Source organism: Trinickia sp. Z7, assembly GCF_056498045.1.
Genome location: NZ_JAUEQW010000019.1, coordinates 1 through 22,158 on the forward strand (window position 1 = coordinate 1; position 22,158 = coordinate 22,158).

General features: G+C 64.3%; 22 protein-coding genes. 12 read left to right on the top strand and 10 right to left on the bottom strand.

Annotation, left to right across the window (positions count from 1 at the left end; translation table 11 throughout):
• On the top strand, positions 1 to 208 hold a 208-nt coding region (locus tag QQS38_RS23145; RefSeq protein WP_479647685.1), incomplete at its 5' end, for a DUF2345 domain-containing protein.
• Positions 209 to 417: 209 nt separating this feature from the next.
• On the opposite strand, the gene QQS38_RS23150 is transcribed toward QQS38_RS23145, so the two are convergent.
• The 4 genes from QQS38_RS23150 to QQS38_RS23165 form a co-directional block, all read right to left on the bottom strand.
• Positions 418 to 1,185: an ABC transporter ATP-binding protein gene (locus QQS38_RS23150; RefSeq protein WP_479647686.1), complete on the bottom strand. Its 768-nt coding sequence runs from the start codon at positions 1,183 to 1,185 to the stop codon at positions 418 to 420.
• Between the two features lie 3 nt (positions 1,186 to 1,188).
• Positions 1,189 to 1,902 carry an ABC transporter permease gene (locus QQS38_RS23155; RefSeq protein ID WP_479647687.1) on the bottom strand — a complete coding sequence of 238 codons (714 nt, stop codon included), beginning with the start codon at positions 1,900 to 1,902 and terminating at the stop codon, positions 1,189 to 1,191.
• 16 nt (positions 1,903 to 1,918) lie between these two features.
• Positions 1,919 to 2,608, bottom strand: coding sequence for an ABC transporter permease (locus QQS38_RS23160; RefSeq protein WP_479647688.1), 690 nt, complete (start codon positions 2,606 to 2,608; stop codon positions 1,919 to 1,921).
• A 500-nt stretch (positions 2,609 to 3,108) separates the two neighbouring features.
• Positions 3,109 to 3,678, bottom strand: a complete 570-nt coding sequence (locus tag QQS38_RS23165) for a Spy/CpxP family protein refolding chaperone (protein WP_479647689.1) — start codon at positions 3,676 to 3,678, stop codon at positions 3,109 to 3,111.
• Between the two features lie 211 nt (positions 3,679 to 3,889).
• On the opposite strand from QQS38_RS23165, the gene QQS38_RS23170 reads away from it, so the two are divergent.
• Positions 3,890 to 4,612, top strand: coding sequence for a response regulator (locus QQS38_RS23170; protein WP_479647690.1), 723 nt, complete (start codon positions 3,890 to 3,892; stop codon positions 4,610 to 4,612).
• A complete protein-coding gene (locus QQS38_RS23175; RefSeq protein WP_479647691.1) occupies positions 4,596 to 5,912 on the top strand; it encodes an ATP-binding protein in 1,317 nt (438 codons plus the stop codon). The genes QQS38_RS23170 and QQS38_RS23175 overlap by 17 nt, the downstream gene beginning before the upstream one ends.
• 59 nt (positions 5,913 to 5,971) lie before the next feature.
• On the opposite strand, the gene QQS38_RS23180 is transcribed toward QQS38_RS23175, so the two are convergent.
• The gene (locus QQS38_RS23180) at positions 5,972 to 6,238 is read right to left on the bottom strand and encodes a double-stranded DNA-specific endonuclease (RefSeq protein WP_479647692.1); all 267 of its coding nucleotides are present in this window, start codon (positions 6,236 to 6,238) and stop codon (positions 5,972 to 5,974) included.
• A gap of 566 nt (positions 6,239 to 6,804) precedes the next feature.
• On the opposite strand from QQS38_RS23180, the gene QQS38_RS23185 reads away from it, so the two are divergent.
• Both QQS38_RS23185 and QQS38_RS23190 read left to right on the top strand, forming a co-directional pair.
• The gene (locus QQS38_RS23185; protein ID WP_479647693.1) at positions 6,805 to 8,559 is read left to right on the top strand and encodes an ABC transporter permease; all 1,755 of its coding nucleotides are present in this window, start codon (positions 6,805 to 6,807) and stop codon (positions 8,557 to 8,559) included.
• A gap of 70 nt (positions 8,560 to 8,629) precedes the next feature.
• Positions 8,630 to 9,979, top strand: a complete 1,350-nt coding sequence (locus QQS38_RS23190) for an ABC transporter ATP-binding protein (RefSeq protein ID WP_325344302.1) — start codon at positions 8,630 to 8,632, stop codon at positions 9,977 to 9,979.
• Positions 9,980 to 10,059: 80 nt separating this feature from the next.
• On the opposite strand, the gene QQS38_RS23195 is transcribed toward QQS38_RS23190, so the two are convergent.
• Positions 10,060 to 11,124: a sigma-54 interaction domain-containing protein gene (locus QQS38_RS23195; RefSeq protein ID WP_479647694.1), complete on the bottom strand. Its 1,065-nt coding sequence runs from the start codon at positions 11,122 to 11,124 to the stop codon at positions 10,060 to 10,062.
• A gap of 276 nt (positions 11,125 to 11,400) precedes the next feature.
• On the opposite strand from QQS38_RS23195, the gene QQS38_RS23200 reads away from it, so the two are divergent.
• The 4 genes from QQS38_RS23200 to otsA all read left to right on the top strand — a co-directional run bounded on the left by QQS38_RS23200 (position 11,401) and on the right by otsA (position 15,743).
• Positions 11,401 to 11,694, top strand: a complete 294-nt coding sequence (locus QQS38_RS23200) for a hypothetical protein (protein ID WP_479647695.1) — start codon at positions 11,401 to 11,403, stop codon at positions 11,692 to 11,694.
• A gap of 206 nt (positions 11,695 to 11,900) precedes the next feature.
• A complete protein-coding gene (locus tag QQS38_RS23205) occupies positions 11,901 to 13,304 on the top strand; it encodes a sigma-54-dependent transcriptional regulator (RefSeq protein ID WP_479647696.1) in 1,404 nt (467 codons plus the stop codon).
• 522 nt (positions 13,305 to 13,826) lie between these two features.
• Entirely contained in the window at positions 13,827 to 14,045 is a 219-nt protein-coding gene (locus tag QQS38_RS23210) for a hypothetical protein (protein WP_479647697.1), read from the top strand.
• Positions 14,046 to 14,321: 276 nt separating this feature from the next.
• A complete protein-coding gene (gene otsA, locus QQS38_RS23215; protein WP_479647698.1) occupies positions 14,322 to 15,743 on the top strand; it encodes an alpha,alpha-trehalose-phosphate synthase (UDP-forming) in 1,422 nt (473 codons plus the stop codon).
• 163 nt (positions 15,744 to 15,906) lie between these two features.
• Here the strand turns inward: otsA and QQS38_RS23220 are convergent, their stop codons facing one another.
• Positions 15,907 to 17,403: an RNA polymerase factor sigma-54 gene (locus QQS38_RS23220; RefSeq protein WP_479647699.1), complete on the bottom strand. Its 1,497-nt coding sequence runs from the start codon at positions 17,401 to 17,403 to the stop codon at positions 15,907 to 15,909.
• Positions 17,404 to 17,713: 310 nt separating this feature from the next.
• Between QQS38_RS23220 and QQS38_RS23225 the strand changes: the two genes are divergently transcribed.
• On the top strand, positions 17,714 to 18,085 hold the full coding sequence (locus QQS38_RS23225; RefSeq protein ID WP_479647700.1) for a BON domain-containing protein: 372 nt from the start codon (positions 17,714 to 17,716) through the stop codon (positions 18,083 to 18,085).
• Positions 18,086 to 18,225: 140 nt separating this feature from the next.
• On the opposite strand, the gene QQS38_RS23230 is transcribed toward QQS38_RS23225, so the two are convergent.
• Together QQS38_RS23230 and QQS38_RS23235 are read right to left on the bottom strand one after the other, a co-directional pair.
• Positions 18,226 to 19,587, bottom strand: coding sequence for an MFS transporter (locus QQS38_RS23230; RefSeq protein ID WP_479647701.1), 1,362 nt, complete (start codon positions 19,585 to 19,587; stop codon positions 18,226 to 18,228).
• A 202-nt stretch (positions 19,588 to 19,789) separates the two neighbouring features.
• A complete protein-coding gene (locus QQS38_RS23235; RefSeq protein WP_479647702.1) occupies positions 19,790 to 20,299 on the bottom strand; it encodes a YbhB/YbcL family Raf kinase inhibitor-like protein in 510 nt (169 codons plus the stop codon).
• 234 nt (positions 20,300 to 20,533) lie between these two features.
• Between QQS38_RS23235 and QQS38_RS23240 the strand changes: the two genes are divergently transcribed.
• Positions 20,534 to 20,875, top strand: coding sequence for a VOC family protein (locus QQS38_RS23240; RefSeq protein WP_479647703.1), 342 nt, complete (start codon positions 20,534 to 20,536; stop codon positions 20,873 to 20,875).
• Positions 20,876 to 20,928: 53 nt separating this feature from the next.
• Here the strand turns inward: QQS38_RS23240 and QQS38_RS23245 are convergent, their stop codons facing one another.
• Complete coding sequence (locus QQS38_RS23245) at positions 20,929 to 21,780, bottom strand: NAD(P)-dependent oxidoreductase (RefSeq protein ID WP_479647749.1); 852 nt, start codon at positions 21,778 to 21,780, stop codon at positions 20,929 to 20,931.
• A gap of 204 nt (positions 21,781 to 21,984) precedes the next feature.
• Here QQS38_RS23245 and QQS38_RS23250 point away from each other — a divergent pair, with 204 nt between their 5' ends.
• Entirely contained in the window at positions 21,985 to 22,143 is a 159-nt protein-coding gene (locus tag QQS38_RS23250) for a hypothetical protein (RefSeq protein WP_479647704.1), read from the top strand.
• Positions 22,144 to 22,158: the final 15 nt, after the last annotated feature.

Here is a 22,158-nt window from a genome sequence, read left to right on the forward strand (position 1 = left end):
GGCCGGCAAGAAAGAGATCCTGCTGACGTCCGGTGGCGCATATATTCGCATCAAGGACGGCAACATCGAGATCCATGCGCCGGGGACCATCGACGTGAAGGGGGCGAAGCGGGTTTTTGCGGGGCCGGTCAGCGGCAATTACCAGATGCATGGGGTAGAGGGACAAGGCGGTATGAAACTCGGCCGGTCGCTCGATTTTTCGGGGTGATGTCTGGGGTTTCGCCGTTCTAAACCGAGAGCAGCGTTGAACTGACCGAATAGACGAGATTTCATGAGTACAATCGACCCGCACCATCCGCCGGGGCATGAGCCTTCCCCTGCACACCCGGCGCCCGCGCCGGCCGCTGCACCGCAAGCGCCCGCCCGCCAGCCAACCCTCCGTAATCGCAGGCATCAGCAAGCGCGCAAACCTCTCGCTTACTTCAAACTCCCCGCCAAAAACTGCCGTAGCCGTTCGCTCCTCGTATTCCCAAATACCTCGTCGGGCTTGCCTTCTTCCTCGACGCGCCCTTGATGCAGGAACATGACGTGATTGGACACGTTCCGCGCGAAGCCCATTTCGTGCGTGACGACGATCATCGTGCGGCCCTCTTCGGCCAGCTTCTGCATGACCTTCAGCACCTCCGCGACAAGCTCCGGATCGAGCGCGGACGTCGGCTCGTCGAACAACATCACGTCCGGATTCATCGCCAACGCCCGCGCAATCGCCACGCGTTGCTGCTGCCCGCCGGACAAGTGCGACGGATACTGCTTCTCGAGCCGCGGCGCGAGCCCGACCTTCTCGAGATACATCCGCGCTCGCTCTTCGGCCTCACGCCGCGCCAACCCCAGCACACGCACGGGCGCTTCGATCACATTCTCGAGCACGTTCATATGCGCCCAAAGGTTGAAGTGCTGAAACACCATCGACAGTTTCGTGCGAATTCGCTGCAACTGCTTCTGGTCGCATACGCGCAGCGCCCCGGCCTTGTCTTTGTTCGTCCGCACCTCTTCGCCGTCGACGTAGATGCGCCCGGCGCTGGGCTGCTCCAAAAAGTTGATGCAGCGGAGCATCGTGCTCTTACCCGAGCCGGAGGAGCCAATGACGCTGATCACGTCGCCGGCGTCCGCTTTCAGTGAAACGCCCTTGAGCACTTCATTGTTGCCGTAGTGCTTGTGCAGATCGTCGATGAAAAGCTTATGCATGAGTTACTTGCCTTGCGGGCGCAGATAGGCGAGCCAGCGCCTCTCGGCGCGGCGGAACAGGGCGACGAGCCCGAACGAGATGCCCAGGTAGAGCAGCGCGGCGATACCGAACGCCTGGAACGACATGTAGGTAGCGGAATTGACGTCGCGCGCGATCTTCAAGATATCGGGCACGGTGGCCGTGAATGCGACCGTCGTCGCGTGCAGCATCAAAATCACTTCATTGCTGTAGAGCGGCAAGGCACGTCGCAATGCCGATGGAAGGATCACGCGTCGATACAGCGTAAAGGTCGACATGCCGTAGGCGCGCGCCGCCTCGATCTCGCCGTACGGCGTCGCTTTGATGGCGCCGGCAAAAATCTCGGTGGTATACGCGCACGTGTTCAGCGTGAACGCGAGCAGCGTGCAATTCATGCCCTGGCGGAAGAACGCATTCAGCAATTCATGGTTGCGCACGACCTCCAGGCTGTAGAGGCCCGTATAGCAAAGCAGCAACTGCACATAAAGGGGCGTGCCGCGAAAGATATACGTGTACAGCCAGACAGCGCCCGCGAGCATCTTATTGCGCGATACGCGCGCGACCGATAGCGGTATCGACAGGCAAAAGCCGATGCCGATCGACACGACGAGCAGCCACATCGTGATGGCAAGGCCCGTGGTGCGATAGCCGTCGGTGAACAGGTAGTTGCGCCAGTAGTCGTGAATCAGCTCGATCATGGTGATATGACGTACCTTATAACTCGGCCTTGCGTACGCCGATCGAGTAGCGCTTCTCGAGCCACAGCAGCACGAGATTCGATATCGTCGTGATCGCGAGATAGATCGCCCCCGCAATCAGCGTGAAAAAGAAAAACCGCAACGTGCCTTTGCCGGCGTCCTGCGTCGCTTTGACGACGTCGGCCAGCCCGATGATCGACACGAGCGCGGTTGCTTTGACCATCACTTGCCAGTTGTTGCCGATGCCAGGTAGCGCAAAACGCATCATCTGCGGGAACATGATGCGCGAGAAGGTCTGCCACGGCGTCATCCCGTAAGCCGCTCCCGCCTCGAGCTGCCCGCGCGGCACCGACAGAAATGCGCCGCGGAACGTCTCGGTGAAGTAAGCGCCGTAAATGAAGCCCAGCACGATGATGCCGGCGACGAACGGATCGATGTCGATTTGGTCCCACCCGACCAGGTCGGTCAGGTTGTTCAGCCAGATTTGGATGCTGTAGAAGAGCAGCAGCATCAGCACGAGATCGGGCACGCCGCGCACGAGCGTCGTATAGACCGTGCCGACGCCGTTGGCCAGCCGGTTTCTCGAGAGCTTGGCCGCCGCGCCGACGAGACCCAGCACGAAGGCGAGCGCAAGCGACAGCACGGAGAGCTTGACGGTCTGCCAAGTGCCGGCGAGGATCAGCGGGCCGTAGCCTTGTAGAAGCATGGTAGGAAGTGCGGTCCTTGGCGGTGCGCCGAAATGGCGGCGCGCCGCAAAATTCTAGGCGGACAAAAATCGCGTGCCGTTGCGCCGGCGATTCCGCCGGCGTCCGGCCGCGAGCCTGCGAGGACGGGCAACGCCGCGCTCGCAGCGCTTCGCGGCGCCGATTTTTTCGTTTGCCCGCGCACGAGTGACACGTGTGAGACCGTGCGAGGCGAAAAGCGCGGTATTTTACCCGAACGCGCGGTCGGTGCTACTGCGGCGAACCCGGGGGAGGGCAAGAGCGCAGGCCGTCGCGCGGCAAAGCCGTGTGCGGGCGCGATGCGCTCGGGCGCCAATTCACGAATTCGGCCCCGCCAAAACCCGCCGGCGCGCCGATCTTCGAATGCGTAAATGACGACGTAAACGACAAACGCCGCGACCCGAAGGCGCGGCGTTTCCCGGTTGCGGGTCGCATCGCATGCCGCGAACGGCGCGATGCGACCGGCACGACTACGATCGAACGGTCATTGATTCCCGGGCGCAGCCTCCGATGCGGCGCCGCGCCGTTGTTGCCAGCGCTCGCGCATGTGATCGCGCATCGACTCCATTTTCGAGAAATGCTGCTTGAACGTGTCGCTGACCAAGGTCTTCTGCTGGTCGTCGAGTGCGTTGTAGACTGCGAGCCACGCGCCCGCCGTTTCCTCGTGCAAGCGCTCGCCGTCTTGCCGCGCTTGGATATGAGCTTCGTGCAAAGCGTTCATGTCGAGGATCGGTTGCTGCATCATCGTCTTCAGTTGCGTGTGCAGCTTCTCGTGGTCGGCGCGCGCAGCGGCGCTATCGCGTTTCATGGTGTCGACGGCGCTTTGCCAAAGCTTGTCCTGCTCCGGCGTGAGTTTCAGTCGGGCGTGCAAGTCCGCTAGTTGCTTCTCCATCATGAAGCCGCCACGGTGATGCCACCCCGCGGCCGGGCCGCCGTCGGGGCCGGGGGCCATTTGCGCGCCGGCCGCGTAAGCGCCGAGCGAGAGGGTCAACGCCGCGGCAGCCGCCGTGAACCAGCGTAAAGGGTGGCGAGTGGTGCGAGATAAAGCGTTCATTCGATAAGCTCCGGTGATCGACGTGGGCGGCGCACTGCGTTGGCGGTCCGCCGTCCGTTCCGGCAAGTTAGACCGGCCGTCGATCGCGGGTGTTACGTAGGAGAACCGCGCCGTTACGGTGCATTACGGATCGCTTTCGCCGTAACGTCCAGTAACCCTTCCGGCAGGCGGGCGGATCGTTTCGCTTGCCGCTGGCGTTAAACTTCGCTCCATGGCTACCCAAATCCTTGTCGTCGACGACGACGCCGAACTGCGCGATCTGCTGCGCGACTATCTGGTCCGTCAGGGAATCGAGGTGTCGGTGCTGCACGACGCCGCCACGCTCGAACGCCGGCTCGAACGCGAGCGGCCCGATCTGATCGTCCTCGATCTCATGATGCCGGGCGTGGACGGACTCACCGCGCTGCGCAAGTTGCGTGCGACGGGCGACGATATCCCCGTCATCATGCTGACGGCGCGCGCCGATGACGTCGACCGGATCGTCGGCTTGGAGCTGGGCGCCGACGATTACCTCGGCAAGCCGTTCAATCCGCGCGAACTGCTGGCGCGCGTGCAGGCGGTGCTGCGCCGGCGGCGCACGATTCCGTCGGCGGCGCCCGAACAGCGCGAGCCCTTCGCGTTCGGGCGGTTTCAGCTCGACTTTCAATCGCGCACGCTCAACCACGAAGGCCGGCCGCTCACACTGTCGGGCAGCGAGTTCGCGCTGCTGAAAATCTTCGTCAATCACCCGATGCGCACGCTCACGCGCGAGCGGCTGCTCGAACTGCTGCATGGGCCCGAGTACGACGGCACCGACCGCGGCATCGACGTGCAGGTCTGGCGCCTGCGGCGCATTCTCGAATCGGACCCGTCGAGCCCGCGCTTCGTCCAAACGGTGCGTGGCCGCGGGTACGTGTTCGTTCCCAATGGCGATCCCGATGCGTCGCCCAATTGATTCGCTATTCGGCAGGCTCGCGTTACTCGTCGTCGCCGTCCTGCTGTTCTCGCATTTCGCTTGGTTCGTGCTCATGCGCGTCGAGCGCAGTCAATCGCAGGCGCGCTACGCCGTCGAGGAAGCGGCTTTTCTGATCGACGCCGTGCGTCAACACGTTGCCCGCACGCCGTCGGTGCCGCTGCCTTCGCGTGTGCGGCTCGTCGACCCGGTGAGCCCCGAAGTGCCCCCCGCCGATCAGGATCTCCCGCCGCCGCTCAAACGTTTCGTGGAAGACTTGCGCGACCGTTTGCCGCCCGGCTCGCTCGTGCGCGTCGGCTCGCCGGGGCGGCCGCCTATCCTCTGGGTGCACGAGGCGGCGGACCGCGATTGGATCGTCGTGCCGATGCTCGCGCTGCATCCGCCGCGACCGCGCGATCAGATGCTCGTCTGGCTCGGCACCATCTTTTCGGTCGCGGTCATGTGCGCGCTGTTCGTCGCTTGGCGGCTGCAGCAGCCGCTGGCCGCGTTGGCGGGCGCCGTGGTGCGTTTCGGGCGTGGGCAAAACGTGCCGCCGCTCGCCGAGCGCGGGCCGCGCGAGCTGCGCGAGCTGACGCGCGGCTTCAACCAGATGGTGCGGGAGGTGTCGCGCACCGACCAGGATCGCGCGGTCATGCTCGCCGGCGTAGCGCACGATTTGAAAACGCCGCTCGCGCGCCTGCGGCTGCGCGCCGAGATGATGGAGGAAGCCAAGCTGCGCGACGGCGTCGTGCGCGATGTCGATTCGCTGGCCCATATCGTCGACCAGTTCCTCGTGTTCGCGCACGACGGCACGGACCGCAGCGAACTCGTCCCAGTCGACGAGCAGTGCGAGCGCATCGCCCGCAGCTATCGCGCGGTCGCTCCCGGGGGGCCGGGGGTGCGCACGGAATTGGCGGCCGGGCCTGGCTTTCGCCTTCCCACGGCAACGCTCGAGCGAATCCTGTCTAACCTGCTCGATAACGCGCATGCGTACGGCGCACCGCCCGTGGTGGTGGCGACGGCCCGCACGCCGGCGGGCTGGGAGCTCTCGGTCAGCGATCACGGTCGCGGCATCTCGCCGCACGATCTCGTCAATGCGAGCAGACCCTTCGTACGGCTCGATCCCGCGCGCGGGGGCAACGGCCACAGCGGGCTCGGCCTGGCCATCGTCGAGCGTCTCGTGCGCAGGCTGGGCGGCGCATGCGAAATCGGCAACGCAGCGGGGTGCGGCCTGCGTGTGGCGATGACATTTCCGTTCGACGCGACCACGCGTGCCGAGACGCAAGCGGAAGGCGCCCGGTAGGGCGATCGCGCCGCGCTTCGTCCCCGCCGATCCGCTTCGGTCGAGCCGTCAGCGGGGCGTCATTCCGCGAACAGCGCGTCGAGCGCGGCGGCTGCTTCGCTGTCGACCGTGTTGTAGGTGACGCTGTTCGCCTCGAAGATGTAGTGGGTGGTGTACTTGCCGAGGCGGGCGAGAATCTCTTCCTGGACATCCTCGGGCTGGCTATCGAGCTTCAGGTACCACGCGGTGGACGATAGCCTCGTCTGAAACGCGCCGTATTCGGCCATGAGCTCGTCGAAGGCGGTCGCATCCTGGTCGCGACAAACGATGACCAGATTTCCTTTCATTGGACATCTCCCGGTAGATCGGTGGGGTACTCGCCATGAGAGACCGATGATACCCGCTCTCGCCGAAGTACCGATCGTTCGCCGTTTGCTCGGCAAGGCCGGTAGCGGCGGGCTCGGCCCCGCGGGTTCCCGTCGCGGCTGCTTCACGGCATAATTTGACGTTCTCCGGCGCGGCGCCCGCCACTTTCGCGTCGATGCGCGTATCCTCGCTGCGCCAAGGCGCAAAAGACGGCGGTTGCGCGCGGTGTCTCGCGAGGGGCCCGCCGCGGGCCGTGCCTGCCGTTTTTATGACCGGCGCGGTTGTGCCTGAAACACAGGTTGTAGTAGTGTCGTGCCGTCAAAAAGAAAGGCGACGAAGGCCGGCAGTCGGATCGACGGCTAGACAAGCCGACGATTCGCGCTCAAACGCGTCACCGCAACCCTACGCTCGTCATGCTCGTATTTCGTGTCACGGATCGTTCCGCCTTGCGCGCGGGCTTGCGCATGCTCATCGGCTCAGGCCTGCTTGCGGCGCCGGCGCGCCCGGCGCTCGGGCGCCGTTCGTCGAACGGCGCGAAGGGGGCCTGATGGATTTCGGCTTCAATCTGAACCGCACCGCGAATGCGTCGGCGTGGCGCATCGCCCCCAATCGCTGGGATTTCGTCGCCTTTCCGCTCATCATCTGCGCGATCGCGATGGCCGCGATCGGCTTTCACCAGACGATGGCGCCAATTTCGACGCTCAAGACCCAGGTCATCTCGCTGAACCCCACCATGCTGCCCGAGTATGCGCTGCGCACGACGCTGCGAATGCTGGCCGCCATCGTCGCGTCGTTTGCGTTCACGCTCGCCTACGGCACGCTCGCGGCCAAGAGCCGCCGGGCGGGCATGGTGCTCGTGCCGATCCTCGACATTCTGCAGTCGGTGCCCGTCCTCGGCTATATCTCGTTTACCGTCACGTTCTTCCTCGCGCTCTTTCCCGCCCGCGTGCTCGGGGCGGAACTGGCCGCGATCTTCGCCATCTTCACGAGTCAAGCTTGGAACATGACGTTCAGCTTCTACCAGTCGCTGCGCACGGTGCCGCGCGATTTGGACGAAGTCTCGCGCGGTTTCCATCTGACGGCATGGCAGCGGTTCTGGAAGCTCGAGGTGCCGTTCTCGATGCCGGGCCTCATCTGGAACATGATGATGTCGATGTCGGGCGGCTGGTTCTTCGTCGTGGCGTCCGAGGCGATCACCGTCGGCAACAACACGATCACGCTGCCGGGCATCGGCGCATATCTGGCGCAGGCCATCGCGGCGAAGAATCTCGCGGCGATCGGTTGGGTGATCGTCACGATGTCGGTCGTGATCCTCGCCTACGATCAACTCATGTTCCGCCCGCTCGTCGCTTGGGCCGACAAGTTCCGCATGGAGACGACGAGTTCGGGCGATGCGCCCGAATCGTGGCTGCTCGATCTCGTGCGCCGCACGCGGCTCATTCATCTGCTGCTCGTGCCCGCCGGCTGGATGTTCGCCAAACTCGCGCGATTGCCGCTGCGCCTGCCGCGGGTCGATGCCGTGTCGTTCGTGCGCCTTGCTCGCGGGGGAAAGCGCTCCCGAGTGGGCGATGCGCTGTGGGGCGTGCTGGTGCTGATCGCCACGGTGTATGTCGCCTGGCGCGTCGTGGCCTACGTGCGCACAGGCGTGACGGGTGCGGAAGTCGTCCATGTGCTGATGCTCGGCTTCATCACGCTCGCGCGCGTCGTCGTGCTGATCGCGATTTCGTCGCTGGTCTGGGTGCCGGTGGGTGTGAAGATCGGCCTGCGGCCGCGCATCGCCGAGAAGGCTCAGCCCATTGCCCAATTTCTGGCCGCGTTTCCGGCCAATTTGCTGTTCCCCGTGTTCGTGATCGTCATCGTGCGGTTTCATCTGAATCCCGACGTATGGCTATCTCCGCTGATCGTGCTCGGCACGCAGTGGTATATCCTCTTCAACGTCATCGCCGGGACGATGGCCTATCCGAACGACTACCGCGAGGCCGCGACGAACTTCCGCATTCGTGGCTGGCAGTGGTGGCGCCAAGCGATGCTGCCGGGTATCTTTCCCTACTATGTGACTGGCGCGATCACGGCGTCCGGCGGCGCATGGAACGCGAGCATCGTGGCCGAATTCGTGCAGTGGGGCGATACCAAAGTGGCGGCGCACGGGCTCGGGGCCTATATCGCCGAATACACCGCCGCGGGCGATTTTCCGAAGATCATTCTCGGCATCGCCGTGATGTCGCTGTTCGTGACGCTATTTAACCGCCTGCTCTGGCGTCCGCTCTATGCGTATGCGGAAGCGAAGCTGCGGCTCGATTGATCGATAGCTAGCTCTTTGGCGCGCGCGAACGGGCGCGCCTACTCACAGCTCAATTCAAGAGTGAAGCGCAATGCAAAATCCCAAAGCTGACCTAAGCGCCGGCTCATTCGCCAGCGCCGCGACGGCCGCGCCGCGCCCGGGCGCGGAAGTGCTCGATGTGAAGGGCGTGCGCCGCGGCTTTTCGAAGGCTCAAGGCGAGTTGCTCGTGCTGGACGACGTCAACCTCACGTTGCGCGAGGGCGAAATCGTCGGGCTCCTCGGGCGTTCGGGCTCGGGCAAGTCCACCCTTTTACGTATCATCGCGGGCCTGATCGAGCCCACGGCGGGCGAAGTGCGCTACCTGGGCGAGCCGCTTTCCGGCCCGGCCGAAGGGGTGGCGATGGTGTTTCAGACCTTCGCGCTGTTTCCTTGGCTGACGGTGCTGCAAAACGTCGAAGCGGGCCTCGAAGCCCAAGGCGTGGGTGCGCGCGAGCGCCGGGAACGAGCACTCGCGGCCATCGATCTGATCGGTCTCGACGGTTTCGAGAATGCCTATCCGCGCGAGCTGTCCGGCGGAATGCGCCAGCGCGTGGGCTTCGCGCGTGCGCTCGTCGTCGACCCGACGCTACTGCTGATGGACGAACCGTTCTCCGCGCTCGACGTCCTGACGGCCGAGACGCTACGTACCGACTTGTTGGATCTCTGGACGCAACGGCGCATGCCGATCAAGTCGGTGCTGATCGTCACGCACAACATCGAAGAAGCCGTGTTCATGTGCGATCGCATTCTCGTGCTCTCGTCCAACCCGGGGCGCGTGCTGGCCGAAATCAAGGTGCCGTTCGCACACCCGCGCAACCGGCTCGATCCCGCCTTCCGCCGGCTGGTCGACGAAATCTACGCAAAGATGACCGCGCGCCGCACCGACGAGGCGACGAAGAAGGGGCTCGAGCTGGGCAGTTGGCTGCCGAGCGTTTCGACGAACTTGATGGCGGGTTTGATCGAGACCCTCGCGGCCCCGCCTTATCACGGTCGCGCCGATATGCCCGAGATCGCGCGCTCGCTGCACCTCGAGGTCGACGATCTGTTTCCGATCGCGGAAGTGCTGCAGCACCTGGGCTTTGCCGATGTGCGCGAGGGCGATATTTTCCTGACGCCCCCGGCTCGCGTATTCGCCGAATTCGGCACCCAAGAGCGCAAGATGATGTTCGCGGAGCATCTGCTGCGCCACGTACCGTTGGCCGCGCGTATCAAGAAAGTGCTCAACGAGCGGCCCGGCCATCGCGCGCCGCGCGTGCGCTTCGAGCAAGAGCTAGAGGATTTTCTGTCCGACAGCGCGGCGGAGGAGACGCTCGATGCCGTCATCAACTGGGGCCGTTACGGGGAAATCTTCTCGTACAACGACCAGACGGAAATCTTCAGCTTGGAAGACGTCGAGTCGTAAGCGGCGGCCAAGTTTGCGGGCTATCAGAAACGAAGACGCGCCGCACAGCCCTGCTTCGAGCGGGTGCGGCGCGTTTGCGTTCAGGCCTCGGGCGTGCTTGCGCCCTCATCTTCTCCCTCGTAAGTGCCCAGGCGGTTGTAGAGCGTTTTCAAACTCACGCCGAGCGCCTTCGCCGCGCGCCGCTTGTCGCCGCCGCAGTACTTGAGCGTACCGAGGATGATTTGCCGCTGCGCCTCGGCAAGGGGCGTCCCCACCCAAATGCTCATCGCATCGCCCTGCGTCACCGCCTTCTTCGAGCGTGCGGCAAGCCGAGGATGTTCGATTTCGACCGTTTTCTCGGCAAGAATGAAGGCGCGGTAGACGCTGTTTTTCAGCTCGCGCACGTTGCCCGGCCATGAGTAGGTGCGCAGCGTTTCCTTCGCGCGTTTGCTGAAGACTTTGTTCGTGCCTTCTTGTTTGTTCAGTTCCGCCAAGAAGTGCTGTGCGAGCAGCTCGCGATCGCCTTCGCGTTCGCGCAATGGCGGCGCGCGCAGCGGAAATACGGCGAGGCGATACATCAAGTCTTCGCGTAAGCCGTTTTCCTTCACCGCCACGAGCGGATCGCGGTTCGTGGCGGCGATGACGCGCACGTCGCTGCGCAGCAGCTCGGTGCCGCCGACGCGATAGAACGTGCCCGTTTCGAGCGCACGCAGCAGTTTGACTTGACGCACCGGCATCATCTCGGTGACTTCGTCGAGGAACAAGGTGCCCCCGTTCGCGTGCTCGAAGTAGCCCGCGCGGCCCTGGATGGCGCCCGTGAAGCTGCCGCGCTCGTGCCCGAACAGTTCCGCCTCGAGCAGGCTGTCGGGAATCGCGCCGCAGTTGACGGCGACGAACGGCCCGTCCTTGCGCGCGCTGCGGTCGTGGATCGTGCGGGCGACGAGTTCCTTGCCCGTACCGGATTCGCCGACGACGAGCACGGTTGCGTCGGTCGATGCGACGCGCTCGATTTGCTCGTACAACTCGAGCATCGAGGGGGAGGAGCCGTACAGCAGTCCGTACGATTCGAGCCCAGCCGCGTCGCGTTCGATATTCTTTGCGAAGCGTGCCGCAGCGCCATGCTCGGGCGGTGCGGCCGCGGTTGCGATGTCGGTAAACTCGGCCATGTGGTTGTAGTCCAAAGGGCGCTCACGCGCCGGGAATGAGAGTGCTCGTTTCCTTCGGCGCCAACACGCGGGGCTAGTTCCAAAGGAGTATTTAACCACGCAACGGGCGCGGGACGTAGTGGCTTGCAAGCGAACACGCCTGGCACGAAAGCTGCGGCTTGGAAATTCGACGATCAGCGGAACTCCGGGTTCGCGGATCGATCCCATAGGGAGTTGAGCGGAGCGCACGCGCCGCTCGAGCTCGTCGATGAACCGAGCAAATGCTAGGGGGATATGATGGCTCGTCCCAGAATCGGCGTTTTCGGCGCCTTGATCGCGGTCGGCGGCATGATCGCATGGCGCTGGGCGCAAAAGCATCGCGCATCGCAGGCACGGCTGGCAGGCGAGTTGAGCCGGTGGGAAGGCGAAGGCGGCGCGGTCGTGTCGCAGTCGGCTTCGGCTGCAAGCGCGTCGCCCGTATCGCCTGACGGGCGCGGACCCAAGGTCGTCCCCAACGGGGCGGGCCCCGGCGCTTCAGGCCAGGTGGGCGGTACCCGCGACGCGTGGATTTTTCCTCACGGGCATAGCTGACGCCGCTTCGCGCGCGCCGAGCAGTCCGAGAGCGCCGCCCGTCCGGCGGCGCTCGTTTTATCCCGAATTGTGGCGAATCGCTCGCTTCCCTCGTCGCCTCTGGGCAAAATGATGCGACGATCGAAGCGGCCAGGAGGCATGTGCGCCGCACGCCGGCTTACGCCCCCTTTTTTCAACCCTTACTTATCACCGACCCGCTAACTCAGATGCCACATGTGCTGATTGTCGACGACGACCCCGAAACCCGCGAAGCCCTCGTATCGATCATCGCCGCCGACGGCTTGACGACGGCGACCGCCGGCGATTTGCGCGAGGCTCGCATTCAACTCGTGCGACAGACGCCCGATGTCGTCTTCACCGATCTGCAATTGCCGGATGGCAGCGGCGTCGATTTGTTCGAAGATCTCGACCCGCGCTCGGGTGTCGAGATCATCGTCATTACCGGTCATGCCACGGTCGAATCCGCCGTCACGGCGCTCAAAATGGGCGCGACCGACTATCTCGTCAAGCCGATCAACATGCAGCGCGTCAAAGCGGTGCTCGACCGGCTGCCTCGTGCGGGCGATTTGAAAGCTCAAATAGGCACGCTGCGTGGCGAATTGCGCCGCATGGGGCGCTTCGGCTTGATGCTCGGCAATTCGCCTGCGATGCAGTCGGTCTACGACCAGATCAGTCGCGTGGCGCCCACCGCTGCATCGGTGCTCCTCGTCGGCGAGTCGGGTACCGGCAAGGAAGTCGCGGCGCAGACGATCCACGAGTTGAGCTTGCGTCGCAAACATGCCTTTCTCGCTGTCAACTGCGGCGCGATATCGCCGAACTTGATCGAATCGGAAATGTTCGGTCACGAGCGCGGCTCGTTCACGGGGGCGGACCGCCAGCACAAGGGCTACTTCGAGCGAGCGAGCGGCGGCACGATCTTCCTCGATGAGATCACCGAGATGCCGGCCGAACTTCAAGTCAAATTTCTGCGCGTGCTCGAAACCGGCATGTTCATGCGCGTGGGCACGACCAAAGAGATCGAGACGGACGTGCGCGTGATTGCCGCGACGAATCGCGATCCCGAGGAGGCGGTGCTCGAGGGCAAGCTGCGTCTGGACCTGTATCACCGGCTCAACGTGTTCCCGATCAGCCTGCCGCCGCTGCGCGAGCGCGGCAACGACGTATGGCTGCTGGCGCAAGCGTTTCTGGACGAGCACAACGAACGCCACGGCACGCACAAGCAATTCCCGCCAGGGGTGAAGGACATGATGCTCTCGTACCCGTGGCCCGGTAACGTGCGCGAATTGAAGAATTACGTGCAGCGCGCTTTCATCATGGCGGGCCCGGATGCCGACAGCACCGCAGCCGTGCCGTTGCAGATTTCGCTGTCCAAGCCTTCGACGGGCACGGCCGTGACGATCCCGTTCGGCACGTCGCTCGCAATGGCCGACCGGCAGTTGATTCTCGCGACGTTGGAGCAGTGCGGCGGCGTCAAGACACGCGCGGCGGAAATTCTCGGAATCAGCTTGAAGACGCTGTATAACCGGCTCGTCGAATATGGCGAGGACGCGAAATCGGCGAGCGAGAGCGACACCGCGGGAGAAACGGGCGAGGCCACCGCCGGCAAATGACCGGCATGCTTCGCAGAGGGCGGCCGCATCTGGAGCGGTACTGACGATCGAGCCCGCCGATGCCGATAGTGGTGTGGTGCCGGGACGCCTCGTTGGTGCAGCCACGCCCGGGTCCGCGCTCGGTGCGCCGGCGCCCCGGTTAGCGATGGGCAGGAGACTTGCTCTCGGATAACTTCTTGCCAGTGCTCAACGAGGCTAACTTCCATGTCTATGTCCTGCAGCGAGCGCGTTCGATTTCACACGCCGGAGCCCGATCCTGCCGTTCCTCCCCCGAAAGAGCCGCCAGCTCCGGGGCCGGTCCCAGAGCGCGATCCGCCCGAGCCGGGCCATCCCCCGATCGGAGATCCACCGTCGATTCCTCCTGAGGTTCCGCAAATGGGCTGATGGTATGAACTTTCACGGCATGATCGCGGCGAGTGTATCGGTTACAAATCTGACGCAATTGTTACCGCGCGAACCGTTGCCGGGCGGCCTACACTTAAGTGCTTCTTTTGCCATTCGCTCGCTCTTGGAGAACGGTCCATGAGACACCCCGCATTGCGGCGCTCACCGCGCCATGCGCTCAAGCGCGAAGCAAAGAACGGTGGCGGTTTTCCCGCTCGCTCGACGCCGTCGCAGGACCCCGCTGCCCAAAACCGCGCCGCGCCCGCTTCGCCGGCCGACGGCGAGCAGAACCAAGGCGGCGCACGCGCCGAAGGGCTCGACTACCAGCGCGACTTGGGCTCCGAGCAAGACGCGTAGGGCGTCGCCCGGGATGCGGTCAATGGGCATCCTGCAGCGCGGTCCATGTACGGCGCCCGATCTCGAACGCGGGCAGTGACCGCAACATCCCCGCGCGCGTAGCCTTCGCTGCGCGCGCTCGCTTCGTTGCAGCATCCGTCCCGCGCAAGGGACGGATCAACGCCATTTGCATTGCTCCGACGATTATCGCGGCACGCACCTTGCGTGCGAGATGTCGGGCGAGGGCGAGAATATTCGCCGCGCACAAAAATGCCAACCGAAGAGGTGGAGCCGCCAATGAGCAGACTTATCGTGGTGTCAAACCGCGTCGCGCCGACGCAGGAGGGCCGCCCCGCGGCAGGGGGGCTCGCGATCGGCGTGCTGGACGCCCTGAAGGAAACCGGAGGTGTCTGGTTCGGATGGAGTGGGGAAATCGTGGGCGAAGCGGAGTCCCCCTCGATCGACGTGCAGGGTAAGGTCACGTACGCAACCGTCGGCCTTACGAGGCGCGATTACGATCAGTACTACAGAGGATTTTCGAACGCGACCTTATGGCCGACGTTCCACTATCGCACTGACTTATCGCGCTACGACCGGCAGGAATACGCCGGCTATTTGCGGGTGAACGCGACGCTGGCAAAGCAGTTGAAGGCGATGCTTCGTCCCGACGACATCATCTGGGTTCATGACTACCACCTCCTGCCGTTCGCGCGAGCATTGCGCGACATCGGAGTGACCAATCCCATCGGTTTCTTCCTGCATATTCCTTTTCCCGTGCCCGAGATGCTGCGCACCGTGCCGCCGCATGAGGAACTCGTCAAGGCGATGTGCAGCTACGACGTGATCGGCTTTCAAACGCAGGCCGATAGGCAGTCGTTCGTCGATTACGTGGAGCGCGGCGGGTTCGGGACAGCCAGCGATGACGGCATGATCCACGCGTTCGGTCGCGTGTTGAAGGTGGGCGCCTACCCGATCGGCATCTATCCCGATGCCATCGCCAAAGCGGCACAACAATTCTCCGATCGCAAGCCCGTGGGCACGCTGCGCGATGCGATGCGCGGACGCCGCATCATCATGAGCGTCGATCGTCTCGACTATTCGAAGGGGCTCGTCGAGCGCTTCCAAGCGTTCGAGCGTTTGCTGCTCGGCTCGCCGCATTGGCATGGGCGGGTCTCGCTCGTGCAGATCGCTCCGCCGACCCGCTCGGACGTGCAGACTTACCAGCGGATTCGCCAGACGCTCGAAGGCGAAGCGGGCCGCATCAACGGGCGTTTTGCACAGCTCGATTGGACGCCGATCCAATACTTGAATCGTAAATACGAACGCAACCTGCTGATGGCGCTATTCCGCCTCTCGCAAGTGGGCTATGTCACGCCGTTGCGCGACGGCATGAATCTCGTCGCCAAGGAATACGTCGCGTCGCAAGACCCGGAGGATCCGGGCGTGCTCGTGCTTTCGCAGTTTGCTGGCGCCGCGGAGCAATTGCCTGGAGCGCTCGTCGTCAATCCGTTCGATCTCGCGCAAATGGCCGAGGCGCTCGAGCGCGCGCTGTCGATGCCGCTCGAAGATCGCAAGGCTCGCCACGCGGACATGATGGCGATGCTGCGCGCAAACGACTTGTCGACTTGGCGCGATGCGTTCTTGGTCGACCTGCGGCGCGTCACGAGCGCAGCATCGGCCACGAGAAAGGCCGTCAAACTCGCCGATATCGCCGCCTGAGCGGCACGGTTCGATCGCGTCGAGGCAAGCAAGCCTCGACGCGATGGCCTATACGATAGGGATGTAGATCATGAGGCCGGCATGGGTAGCCGGCCCTTCCTTTATGGAGTCAGCGGATCAAGAAGGGTGAGGCGCGGCGTGGCCGCGCCGAGGACGCTGCCCATCAAGCCTGTCGACGCAATTGCGCAGGCGGCACCTTCAACAAGTTGCGATACTTTGCTACGGTGCGGCGCGCGACGATCATGCCTTCCTGCGAGAGCATCTTCGCCAGCGCGACATCGGAGAGCGGGTTGCGTACGTCTTCTTGCTCGATCATCTCCTTGATCAACGCGCGTACCGCGGCGGCCGAACAGCGGCCGCCCGTCTCGGTTGCAAGTTCGCGCGGGAAGAAGTGGCGGAATTCGAAGATCCCGCGCGGCGTCGCCATGTACTTGTTGCTCGACGCGCGCGAGACGGTCGATTCGTGCAGGCCCAATTCTTCTGCGAGCTTGCTCAAGACGAGCGGTTTCAGGGCGATCTCGCCGTAATCGAAAAAGGCCTTTTGATAAGAGACGATGCACTGCGCCACGCGCTGGATCGTCGTGAAGCGTTGTTCGGCGTTGCGCAGCAACCAGCGCGCTTCTTGCAATTGCTGCGCGAGCGGCGAGCCCGCCCCGCCCGATTGCGCGAACAATTCCGCATAGACGCGATGGATCCGCGCGCGCGGCAGCACCGCGGGATTGATCGTGGCCACCCAGCGTCCCTTTACGCGGCGCACGATAACGTCGGGGATCACATAGTTGTCGTCGGCACGCGCGTAGAACTGCCCCGGCTTCGGATCGAGCCGGCGCACGAGCGCACAAGCCTTGCGCAGTTCTTCGGCGGAACAACCCAGTTGCTTTTGCAGCTCCGCATGTTCGCGCCGCGCGAGCCGTTCGAGATGATGTTGAACGATCTCGAGTGCCGCGGCGCGGCCCGGGGTCTCCGCAGGCATCGCATCCAGTTGCAGGCTCAAGCACTCCGAGAGCGAGCGCGCGCCCACGCCGGGCCGGTCCAGTGTCTGCACGAGGCGCAGCGCCACGCGCAATTCTTCTTCGCCGAGAGGGGGATCCGCTTCGAACGCGCTCGCCAATTCATCGAGCGATTCGCGCAGATAACCATCGTCGTCGAGCGCCTCGATCACGATCTGCGCGGCTGCGCGATCACGCTCGCTCAACGGATAAAGATGCAAAAGGCTATGCAGGTGCTCGTGCATCGTCGGCTGAGCATGCGCCCACGCTCCGGGATCGACATCGTCGGAGTCGCTGTTGTTGCACGAGGCTGCGCGCGTGGTCCAATCTTGGCCGAAATCGCCGACGGGATCATCGCCGGGCGCGGCGCTCGTCACTTCCGAATCGCCGACCCCGTCGTACGAGTCCACGATGTCGGACGCCGGGGCGGCATCGGCAGCGATGCCTGGCTCCACAGGCGCGGCTCCGTCGTTCTCGTGCGTGCCGTTCGCCGGGGGTTCCCCCTCTTCGACGACAGGATCGTCGTATTCGAGGAATGGGTTGTTGTCGAGCGCCTGACGCAATTCGTGCTGAAACTCCAGCGACGACAACTGCAGCAGCCGCACCGATTGTTGCAGACGCGGCGTGAGCGCGACATGTTGTTTGCTGCGCAATTCTAAAGTCGGCGGCATAGCGAATTGTCCAGTGGAATGGTGCTGGGGTTTAAGCAATGCCCGTACCAAGCGTTGTATAGCGGGCCTGGCGTGCGATTGGATAGCGCACGAAGCGTGCCCATGACGCATTGCGGCGGAACGTTTTACAGAGGCTGTGCAAAAGCGCGGCGCTCTTTGCTGCATCTGCGTCGGACCCCAACCGCTGCGCCCCAGGGAGAAGGGCATGCAACTTGCGGACGCTCGGAGGACGGGTCGAAACGCGATCGGTATCCCCTCCCGCATCGCGCCATCGCTCGGCAATTCCTTCCATCTTTGAGCAGGAGAAATCGTGAAGACACTTCCACTACTCAAAATCGCCGCGATTGTTGGTTCCCTCGCACTTGCAGGCGGCGCAACGGCCCAGCAGACGACGGAATCGTCGACTTCGAGCGCGTCCGCGCCGTCGGGCAGTTCCGAGTCGCTTGGACAGCACATCAGCGACGGCACGATCACCACGAAAGTGAAAGCGGCGCTGATGACGGCCAAGGACGTCAAGTCCACCCATATTCACGTCAAGACGCGACGCGGGACGGTATGGCTCACCGGCAGCGTGCCGACGAGCGACGAGAAAACGCGCGCGCAGCAGGTCGTCGAAGGCATCGAGGGCGTTCATCAAGTGAAGAACCGCCTGAAGGTGAGCGAAGCGGGCGCGTCGCAGTAACCGCGCAGGGGAGATCCGGCGCGTAGATGATCGCAGCGGGTGCGCCCGCTTTGCGCGCCGATGGCCGGCGGCCGTGTCGCAACGGGCGGGGCGGCCGCCCGAGCGCCCTTGCTAGCCGTGCAGGGCGTTTCCCGGCGCGTCTATTTCACGGCGCTGGGCGTGCGCAGCCGCATCAAGCTCACGATCGAGGCGAGGCCCGCAACGGCTGCGGCAACGACTAACGCGAGCAGGGGCCCGCGCTCGGGCGATAGACCGAAGATCAGGGCGACGAGCGCTGCGCCTACGGTCTGGCCCGTCAATCTGGCGGTGCCCAGCATGCCGCTTGCGCCGCCGCTGCGCTCGCGCGGCGCGGCCGCCAGCATTTGCCGGTTGTTGGGCGACTGAAACATGCCGAAGCCCGCGCCGCACAGCGCCATGCGCCAAGCGATTTCGAACGCGCTCGGGTGCGCCCCGACGGTTGCGAGCAGCACGAGGCCGAGCGTCAGCGCGAGCAGCCCGATGCCGCCGAGCAGGCCTGCCGAATACCGATCTGAGAGCACGCCCGCAAGGGGCGCGGCGAAGATGATTGCAAACGGCCACGGTGTGATGAGTAGGCCCGTCTCGACTTGATCGAATCCGAATACGCTTTGGAACAAGAACGGCAGCGACACATAAGCGAGCATCTGCGAACAGAACGAGCAGACCGACGTCGCGATGGACAGCGCAAACACGGGAATCTTGAGTAGGTCGATGGGCAGCAGCGGCGCCGTTCGCGTCAACTGGCGCCGGACGAACACGTAGCCGACCAACACCAAGCACAGCGTTTGGGCGATGAGCCAAACACTTGCTTCTCCATGACCGAGGCCGTCGATCGTAAAGATCAGCAGCCCGAACACGACCGCATTCATCGCGGCGCTCAATAGATCGTATGGCGCATCGTGTCCTGGGTTCGTCGGCAGCGCGCGGGCGGCCCCGAAGACGGCGGCGATGCCGATCGGCACGTTGATCGCGAAGAGCCACGGCCACGACGCGACCGACAAGATGGCGGAGGCGACCGTCGGCCCGACGGCGGACGCGATGGCGACGACCATTGCGTTGATCGCAACGCCGCGGCCGAGCATGTTGGCCGGATAGATGGCGCGCACCAACGCCGTGTTGACGCTCATGATGCCGGCGGCGCCGAAGCCTTGAACGACGCGTACGAGGGCGAGCGCCGGCAGCGAGTTGGCGAGCGCGCACCCGAGCGAGGCGAGCGTGAATAAAGCGAGGCCTGCCATATAAATGCGCCGGTAGCCGATGCGCTCGCCAAGCGACGCGAGCGGGAGCAGCGAGATCGTGATCGACAACTGGTAGGCGTTGACGATCCAGATGGATGCGGAAGCGCTGGCGCGCAGATCTCGCGCGATGGTTGGCAGTGCGACGTTGGCGATTGCGCCATCGAGCACTGCGAGCGTGATGCCGAGCGCAATGACGACGATCGCCCAGTAGCGTTGGGGGACGGGTAGGCCTTGTTCTACTTCCATCGGGGAGGGGCTCGCTTCGCTGCGGTGGGGCTAGGGCCTGAACAGGCCCTAGCCCTCGCATTCTAAGCATGAACCGGCCGGTGCGCTTGCCGGTGAGCCGATGCTCGGGCGAACGCGTTGGTTGCATCCGCAACGATCATGCCGAGCCGAACGATGCAGGGTGCCGCGGCGGGGGGGCTGCGTTGCCTGAGCGGCCGCGGCCTCACTTCAACTCGTACAGGCCCGTGTAGGTCGTCGAATCGATTTCGTTCAAATGCGTCATGAAGCGCGCGACGGCATTGGTCGTCTCAGGCGTGACCGGCAGGCGATCGACCTTCAGCGCGTGCAAGCGGAAGATGTAGCGATGCGGTTTGTCGCCGCGCGGCGGCGCTGCACCGCCGAAGCCTTGCGTGCCGTAGTCGTTGCGCACTTGGACCGCACCGGGAGGCAGGAGCGAGCCGTCGGCCTTGCCCGCGCCGAGCGGCAGCGAACGCGTATCGGCCGGGAGGTTGACGACGACCCAGTGCCAGAAGCCGCTGCCGGTCGGCGCATCGGGATCGTAGACGGTCAGCGCCAAGCTTCTCGTATCTTCGGGCGGCGCTTCCCATTGCAAGGCCGGCGACTGGTTGCCGCCGTCGCCGTCGACCCCGAACGATTTGTCGTTGCATTCCTGCGCTTTCGGCATGAAGCCGTTGATGGGAAAGTCGTCGGACCAGATTCTGAATTCAGCCATCGGATGCCTCCTTTTCTTGACGGGTTCAACGGTGCAGCACGATGTGCCGCGTGGCGGCGCGCGAGCCGAGTTTATCACCGCGGTTCGAATCGCTCGATGACGCCAAGAGGCGTCTGCCCTGCACGAGGCGGGTAGCGCCGATACCGGTACAGGCGCTCGACTGTTTGCGATAGCTGCGCCTCGCTAGGATGGCGCCTCCTACTTCTCAATCGCTCGGCACGAAAGGGGGCACGCATGATGCGTTTTCACATTGCGCTGGCGGTCGCGGATCTGCAAGCGTCGATCGACGATTACAGCGCGCGGCTGGGGCAACCGCCAACGGCCGTCGTCGCCGGCAAGTACGCGATGTGGCGTACGGATTTGCTCAACTTTTCGATCAACGAATCGCCGCAACGGGCGGGTTCGTTGCGGCACGTCGGCTTCGAGGACGACGACGCCACGGGCTATAGCAGCACGCGCGACGTCAACGGCATCGAATGGGAGTTGTTCTCCGCGAAAGAGCAAGACGAAAGGATCGCCGCCGCGTACGGCCAAGCGGCCTACGCGCCCGCCGGCGCGCGCGTCAGCCGAGGCTGACGCGGCGGGGTGCGACCGGCGATGCGGCGCGCTGCCGGGCGGGACGGGGCGTCTCAGCCCTCGCCGCGCAGCTTGCGCAAGCGCCAGATGAGGCTCGAGGTGTCGAAGCGATTGCCGCCGAGGGCCTGCACGTCGCTGTAGTATTGATCGACGAGCGCCGTGACCGGCAGCGGCGCGCCGTTGCGCTTGGCCTCGTCTAGGCAGAAACCGAGGTCTTTGCGCATCCAATCGACGGCGAAGCCGAAATCGTACTCGTTTTGGATCATCGTCTTGCCGCGGTTGTCCATTTGCCAGCTCGCCGCTGCGCCTTTGCCGATGACTTCCAATACGCGGGGCATATCTAGCCCGGCGCGTTCGCCGAAATAGATTGCCTCGGCCAACCCCTGCACGAGGCCGGCGATGCAAATCTGATTGACCATCTTCGTCAGTTGACCGGCGCCCGCCGGACCCAAGTGCGTGACGGCCACGGCGTAATGCTCGAGAACGGCGGCTGCGCGCTCGAACGCCGGTGCGTCGTCGCTGCCGCACATGATCGTGAGCTTGCCGTTTTGCGCTCCGGCCTGGCCGCCCGAGACGGGGGCGTCGATGAACGCGACGCCTCGAGCGCTCGCCGCCTCGGACAGCTCGCGGGCCACCCCGGCCGATGCCGTGGTGTGATCGGCGAACACGGCGCCGCGCGCCATCCCCGCCAACGCACCGTCCGGCCCCAGTGTGACGCTGCGCAGGTCGTCATCGTTGCCGACGCAGGCGAGCACGAGTTGTGCGCCGTCGGCTGCCTCGCGGGGCGTTGGCGCCGCGCGGCCGCCGTATTGCGCGACCCACGCCTGCGCTTTTGCAGGCGTGCGGTTGTAGACGGTGACGTCGAATCCGGCTTTGGCCAGATGACCCGCCATCGGATAGCCCATTACGCCGAGGCCGATGAATGCGACGCGGCGAATCTCGTTGGCGGGAGAGGATGTCGGCTCGCTCACGGCGGCTCCTTTCAGTGACTGAGTGGGGTGGGGGCCCTAATTATCGCAGCCCGGTTGTGTTTTCGTGCGGCGGCGCCTATTCGCGAACGGGCGCAGCGCGTCTAGAATGGAAGCATCCCTGCGATCGCGGAGGCCACCATGTTCGACGGGTCTATCGGATTCATGCTTGCGCTGGCGCTTTTCGCCTGTGGGGCGCTTGCCGTGGCGACGCGCTACCACACCGATCATCCCCTTGCCGATTTGCTGCGCTGGATGGATTCGCATCCTTGGTTCGACCGGCTTCATCACCGGCATTAACGGCCGTTGGCGCCG